Annotated in this window: 3 protein-coding genes, 3 rRNA genes and 1 riboswitch; all 6 genes read right to left on the reverse strand. The window is 46.2% G+C overall.

The features are described from left to right. Positions 1 to 38 precede the first annotated feature (38 nt). Positions 39 to 140: riboswitch (purine riboswitch) on the reverse strand. Between the two features lie 86 nt (positions 141 to 226). Beyond that, complete coding sequence (locus F0342_RS03130; RefSeq protein WP_149154570.1) at positions 227 to 427, reverse strand: NETI motif-containing protein; 201 nt, start codon at positions 425 to 427, stop codon at positions 227 to 229. Beyond that, on the reverse strand, positions 424 to 954 hold the full coding sequence (locus F0342_RS03135; protein ID WP_179886626.1) for a DUF2179 domain-containing protein: 531 nt from the start codon (positions 952 to 954) through the stop codon (positions 424 to 426). Before F0342_RS03135 ends, F0342_RS03130 begins: the two co-directional genes overlap by 4 nt. Before the next feature lie 256 nt (positions 955 to 1,210). Further along, a complete protein-coding gene (locus tag F0342_RS03140) occupies positions 1,211 to 1,861 on the reverse strand; it encodes a peroxiredoxin-like family protein (protein ID WP_149154571.1) in 651 nt (216 codons plus the stop codon). A 529-nt stretch (positions 1,862 to 2,390) separates the two neighbouring features. Beyond that, positions 2,391 to 2,507 (reverse strand): 5S ribosomal RNA (gene rrf, locus F0342_RS03145). A 312-nt stretch (positions 2,508 to 2,819) separates the two neighbouring features. After that, a 23S ribosomal RNA gene (locus F0342_RS03150) occupies positions 2,820 to 5,872 on the reverse strand. Between the two features lie 224 nt (positions 5,873 to 6,096). Further along, positions 6,097 to 6,279 (reverse strand): 16S ribosomal RNA (locus F0342_RS03155); the annotation flags it as partial.

Genomic DNA, 6,279 nt, shown 5'->3' on the forward strand with positions numbered 1-6,279 from the left:
CCGTTTTATCCGATAGGGTCCACAAACGAGCTCGTATCCAGACAGCTACTTTCCCTCATAGTCCGACCATTTACGGTAGTCAGGTAGAAACTCATGGGCCATATTCCCATTATTATATGAGGGTATTCGGTTTATTTGTCTCCATCATAACGTGATATAGAGGCTCTGTCAACGAATAATCGAACGATAATAAAAGTCTGAAAATTAATGTTCGGATTTGAAGCGTTTACTCTTCGATTTTCTTCCCCTCGAAGACAATTGTCTGTTTAATAGGGACATACTCTGTTTTTGTTCCATCTTTTTGTTCCTCAAACACAGGTTTTTCCATCCGTCTTACCGGCATATAACCCATTTCCTTCATACGGTCTAAACAATCCGTAATCGTCTCATTCTCCTGCACTTCAAATAATAATTTCTTTTTACTCATTCTTTTAATTTTCCTTTGCGAATATTTCGTACTGCCTTTACCCAGAACCCGCCATGAATCGCCTTTGGTTCATACGCAATGATAAATGCCTTTGGGTCAAGCTCTTTAATTGTATCATAAAGCTTCATCTCATACTTTCGCGGAGTCAGGATCTGCAGGGCCATCCGGTTTCCTTCCAGTCCATTCGCTTCCCAGTTCGTCACCCCGTAGCCCCTTGCACGTAGTTCATTCGGAAGGGCTTTATCATACTCCTTCGTGATCACATTCACTGTAATATACCCAAGAGCCAGTTTCTCCTCGATTTTCATCCCGACAATCACACCGAGACCATAACCGACCGCATAAGCGATCAGATTCTGAATCTCATTCAGGTTGTCCAGTACCAGCCCAAGACCCACAACATAAATCACTACTTCAAATGTACTCACAAAAGCTGCAATATATCGATAACCCTTTAACGTCAAAATCATTCTAATCGTAAAAAAGGATACGTATACGACATTGATGATCAAAATAATCGCTACCATCACAAAACTATTGTCTAACACCGTGATGCTCCTCTCTCCACTACTACTTGTAGTATGCTCAAATTAAGTTCCTATTTTACTAGAAAAATTCCATAATATGAACCACTTCAAGAAAAATTGCGAATGATTTTCCGATGACAATTTCTAGAAAATCTGAACTCCTACTTTGTGTCTTTCCTATTTTGACCTGATTAAAACATAAAACGGCTTTATGGCAGCGTGTCATCGCAGCCATAAAGCCTCTTGTGCTTTGCTATTATAACGATTTCAACTTCTCAACCACTCCAGAAGGTTCCACACGATCTTTGTAATCGGCTTTCGTATATTCGTAAGCAATCGTTCCGTCCTGCTTGATAATATATGTTGCTGAAACAGGGAGCGTCCATGAATCACTGTCATTCGCTTTCTCCAGATCCAGACCTTTGTCTTTGTAGATATCCACTAAGTAAGGAGGCAGTTTGTAAACCAACTTATACTCATCTGCCACTTCATTTCCTTCATCACTTAACACGAAATAATCCAATTCATTCTTCTCTTTTGTAGAAAGGGATGCATCCGGTGTTTGCGGACTGACCGCAACCAGCTCGGCACCTGCTGATTCAATGTCTTCCATTAGCTGTTGGTATGCACGCAGCTCCATATTGCAATATGGGCACCATCCGCCACGATAAAATGTAAGGATGACTGGACCCTTCTTCAGCATATCTTCCAATGTGACTTCCTTGCCTGTCGCATCAGGTAATGTAAAGTTCGGAGCTTTCTCACCTATACGAAGACCTTTACCATCATTAGAGAGCTCCAGTTCATTGATTGCTTTCCTCATTTTATCTTGTACTTCCTGAGATGCATTCTGCTTAAATTTAGAAATATATTCATTGTACTGTTCACGCATGTTGGTTTCTGTCATTTAAAAAACCTCCCTTTAGAACTTATTTATAGTATAAGTGCAGGTTATTCAAATGAAAAACAATGTGCTTGGTTGGATTTCTTGGTGAATCGGGATGGGTGATGTTGTGATGAATTTGTTTTTTTAGTTTGTTTTGGAATTTGGGGTTACTTGGCAAGTTGTGAAAGATAGATGTGATATTGGCAGTTAAAAGAATGGTAGAATTGCTTTCTCTTACAAGTTTTAATTGAGAATAAATGAAATATAGTTAGACTCTATGAAAATTTAGTACTTCTAGGTTCAAACTTGTTGATAGTGCCCTTCATTTCGTTGATTCTTTGGTTTTGACTTAAATAATTGCGTCTGAATCGATAGTGATTGCGTCGTTTCCGACGGTTTTTGCGTCTATTGTTCATTTTATGCGTCATTTATGCGTCTTTATCCAAACACCTCCTAATTCCATCCAGGGGTGTAGAGGAAAATGCAAATCACTTATCTATCCACACACAAAAAAAGAGCAGCCCCTAAGTGCTACTCTTTCTTCACATTTGCCTGGCGACGTCCTACTCTCACAGGGGGAGATCCCCCAACTACCATCGGCGCTGAAGAGCTTAACTTCCGTGTTCGGCATGGGAACGGGTGTGACCTCTTCGCCATTGTCACCAGACGAATTATTCAGTTGAAGGGTTGTTCCTTCAAAACTAGATAAAGAATTGATGTCAAGAAAGCCGAATACCGACCAATTATCGTTCATTTAAAAAATGACTCTTTGTGGTTAAGTCCTCGATCGATTAGTATCAGTCAACTCCACATGTCGCCATGCTTCCATCTCTGACCTATCTACCTAGTCATCTTCTAGGGATCTTACTCACATACGTGATGGGAAATCTCATCTCGAGGGGGGCTTCATGCTTAGATGCTTTCAGCACTTATCCCTTCCGCACATAGCTACCCAGCGATGCCTNAAAAATGACTCTTTGTGGTTAAGTCCTCGATCGATTAGTATCAGTCAACTCCACATGTCGCCATGCTTCCATCTCTGACCTATCTACCTAGTCATCTTCTAGGGATCTTACTCACATACGTGATGGGAAATCTCATCTCGAGGGGGGCTTCATGCTTAGATGCTTTCAGCACTTATCCCTTCCGCACATAGCTACCCAGCGATGCCTTTGGCAAGACAACTGGTACACCAGCGGTGCGTCCATCCCGGTCCTCTCGTACTAAGGACAGCTCCTCTCAAATTTCCTGCGCCCACGACGGATAGGGACCGAACTGTCTCACGACGTTCTGAACCCAGCTCGCGTACCGCTTTAATGGGCGAACAGCCCAACCCTTGGGACCGACTACAGCCCCAGGATGCGATGAGCCGACATCGAGGTGCCAAACCTCCCCGTCGATGTGGACTCTTGGGGGAGATAAGCCTGTTATCCCCGGGGTAGCTTTTATCCGTTGAGCGATGGCCCTTCCATGCGGAACCACCGGATCACTAAGCCCGACTTTCGTCCCTGCTCGACTTGTAGGTCTCGCAGTCAAGCTCCCTTGTGCCTTTACACTCTGCGAATGATTTCCAACCATTCTGAGGGAACCTTTGGGCGCCTCCGTTACTCTTTAGGAGGCGACCGCCCCAGTCAAACTGCCCACCTGACACTGTCTCCCACCCCGATAAGGGGCGCGGGTTAGAATTTCAATACAGCCAGGGTAGTATCCCACCGATGCCTCCACCGAAGCTGGCGCTCCGGCTTCCAAGGCTCCTACCTATCCTGTACAAGCTGTACCAAAATTCAATATCAGGCTACAGTAAAGCTCCACGGGGTCTTTCCGTCCTGTCGCGGGTAACCTGCATCTTCACAGGTACTATAATTTCACCGAGTCTCTCGTTGAGACAGTGCCCAGATCGTTACGCCTTTCGTGCGGGTCGGAACTTACCCGACAAGGAATTTCGCTACCTTAGGACCGTTATAGTTACGGCCGCCGTTTACTGGGGCTTCGATTCGCACCTTCGCTTGCGCTAAGCACTCCTCTTAACCTTCCAGCACCGGGCAGGCGTCAGCCCCTATACTTCGCCTTACGGCTTCGCAGAGACCTGTGTTTTTGCTAAACAGTCGCCTGGGCCTATTCACTGCGGCTCTCTCGGGCTTGCACCCTACCAGAGCACCCCTTCTCCCGAAGTTACGGGGTCATTTTGCCGAGTTCCTTAACGAGAGTTCTCTCGCTCACCTTAGGATTCTCTCCTCGCCTACCTGTGTCGGTTTGCGGTACGGGCACCTTTTTCCTCGCTAGAGGCTTTTCTTGGCAGTGTGGAATCAGGAACTTCGCTACTATAATTCGCTCGCTATCACAGCTCAGCCTWMRCGATGATGGGATTTGCCTCATCATCAGCCTAACTGCTTAGACGCACATATCCAGCAGTGCGCTTACCCTATCCTCCTGCGTCCCCCCATTGCTCAAACGGAAAAGAGGTGGTACAGGAATATCAACCTGTTGTCCATCGTCTACGCCTATCGGCCTCGACTTAGGTCCCGACTAACCCTGAGCGGACGAGCCTTCCTCAGGAAACCTTAGGCATTCGGTGGATGGGATTCTCACCCATCTTTCGCTACTCATACCGGCATTCTCACTTCTAAGCACTCCACCAGTCCTTACGGTCTAGCTTCGCAGTCCTTAGAACGCTCTCCTACCACTGACACCTARAGGTGTCAATCCACAGCTTCGGTGATACGTTTAGCCCCGGTACATTTTCGGCGCAGAGTCACTCGACCAGTGAGCTATTACGCACTCTTTAAATGGTGGCTGCTTCTAAGCCAACATCCTGGTTGTCTAAGCAACTCCACATCCTTTTCCACTTAACGTATACTTTGGGACCTTAGCTGGTGGTCTGGGCTGTTTCCCTTTCGACTACGGATCTTATCACTCGCAGTCTGACTCCCATGGATAAGTCTTTGGCATTCGGAGTTTGTCTGAATTCGGTAACCCGATGAGGGCCCCTAGTCCAAACAGTGCTCTACCTCCAAGACTCTTACACATGAGGCTAGCCCTAAAGCTATTTCGGAGAGAACCAGCTATCTCCAAGTTCGATTGGAATTTCTCCGCTACCCACACCTCATCCCCGCACTTTTCAACGTGCGTGGGTTCGGACCTCCATTCAGTGTTACCTGAACTTCATCCTGGACATGGGTAGATCACCTGGTTTCGGGTCTACGACCACATACTCAATTCGCCCTATTCAGACTCGCTTTCGCTGCGGCTCCGTCTYATCGACTTAACCTTGCATGGGATCGTAACTCGCCGGTTCATTCTACAAAAGGCACGCCATCACCCGTTAACGGGCTCTGACTACTTGTAGGCACACGGTTTCAGGTTCTATTTCACTCCCCTTCCGGGGTGCTTTTCACCTTTCCCTCACGGTACTGGTTCACTATCGGTCACTAGGGAGTATTTAGCCTTGGGAGATGGTCCTCCCAGCTTCCGACGGGATTTCACGTGTCCCGCCGTACTCAGGATCCACTCAAGAGRGAATGAAGTTTCAACTACAGGGTTGTTACCTTCTTTGACGAGCCTTTCCAGACTTCTTCRTCTACTTCATTCCTTTGTAACTCCGTATAGAGTGTCCTACAACCCCAAGAGGCAAGCCTCTTGGTTTGGGCTACATCCCGTTTCGCTCGCCGCTACTCAGGGAATCGCAATTGCTTTCTCTTCCTCCAGGTACTTAGATGTTTCAGTTCCCTGGGTCTGCCTTCCATACTCTATGTATTCAAGTAAGGATATTGTTCCATTACGAACAATGGGTTCCCCCATTCGGAAATCTCTGGATCAAAGCTCACTTACAGCTCCCCAAAGCATATCGGTGTTAGTCCCATACTCTATGTATTCAAGTAAGGATATTGTTCCATTACGAACAATGGGTTCCCCCATTCGGAAATCTCTGGATCAAAGCTCACTTACAGCTCCCCAAAGCATATCGGTGTTAGTCCCGTCCTTCGTCGGCTCCTAGTGCCAAGGCATCCACCGTGCGCCCTTCATAACTTAACCGAATTGGTTGTTACATCAGGTTTAAAACCTAAAATGGCGATACTCGGTAATTTCTTGACTATCAATTTATCTTTATCTAGTTTTCAAAGAACAAACWCTTTTTSATCTCGTAAGAGACAAAAAGTTTTGATGGATGGTTATTTTGCTTTCGCAAAAAACCTTATTAAACCATCAAAACTGAACAAAACTTCGACGTGTCAAACGTTTWRKTAAATCTTCCTTAGAAAGGAGGTGATCCAGCCGCACCTTCCGATACGGCTACCTTGTTACGACTTCACCCCAATCATCTGTCCCACCTTAGGCGGCTGGCTCCAAAAGGTTACCTCACCGACTTCGGGTGTTACAAACTCTCGTGGTGTGACGGGCGGTGTGTACAAGGCCCGGGAACGTATTCACCGCGGCATGCT

Origin of the sequence: Bacillus sp. CH30_1T (assembly GCF_008364765.1) — a bacterium.
Classification (GTDB): domain Bacteria; phylum Bacillota; class Bacilli; order Bacillales; family Bacillaceae_B; genus Rossellomorea.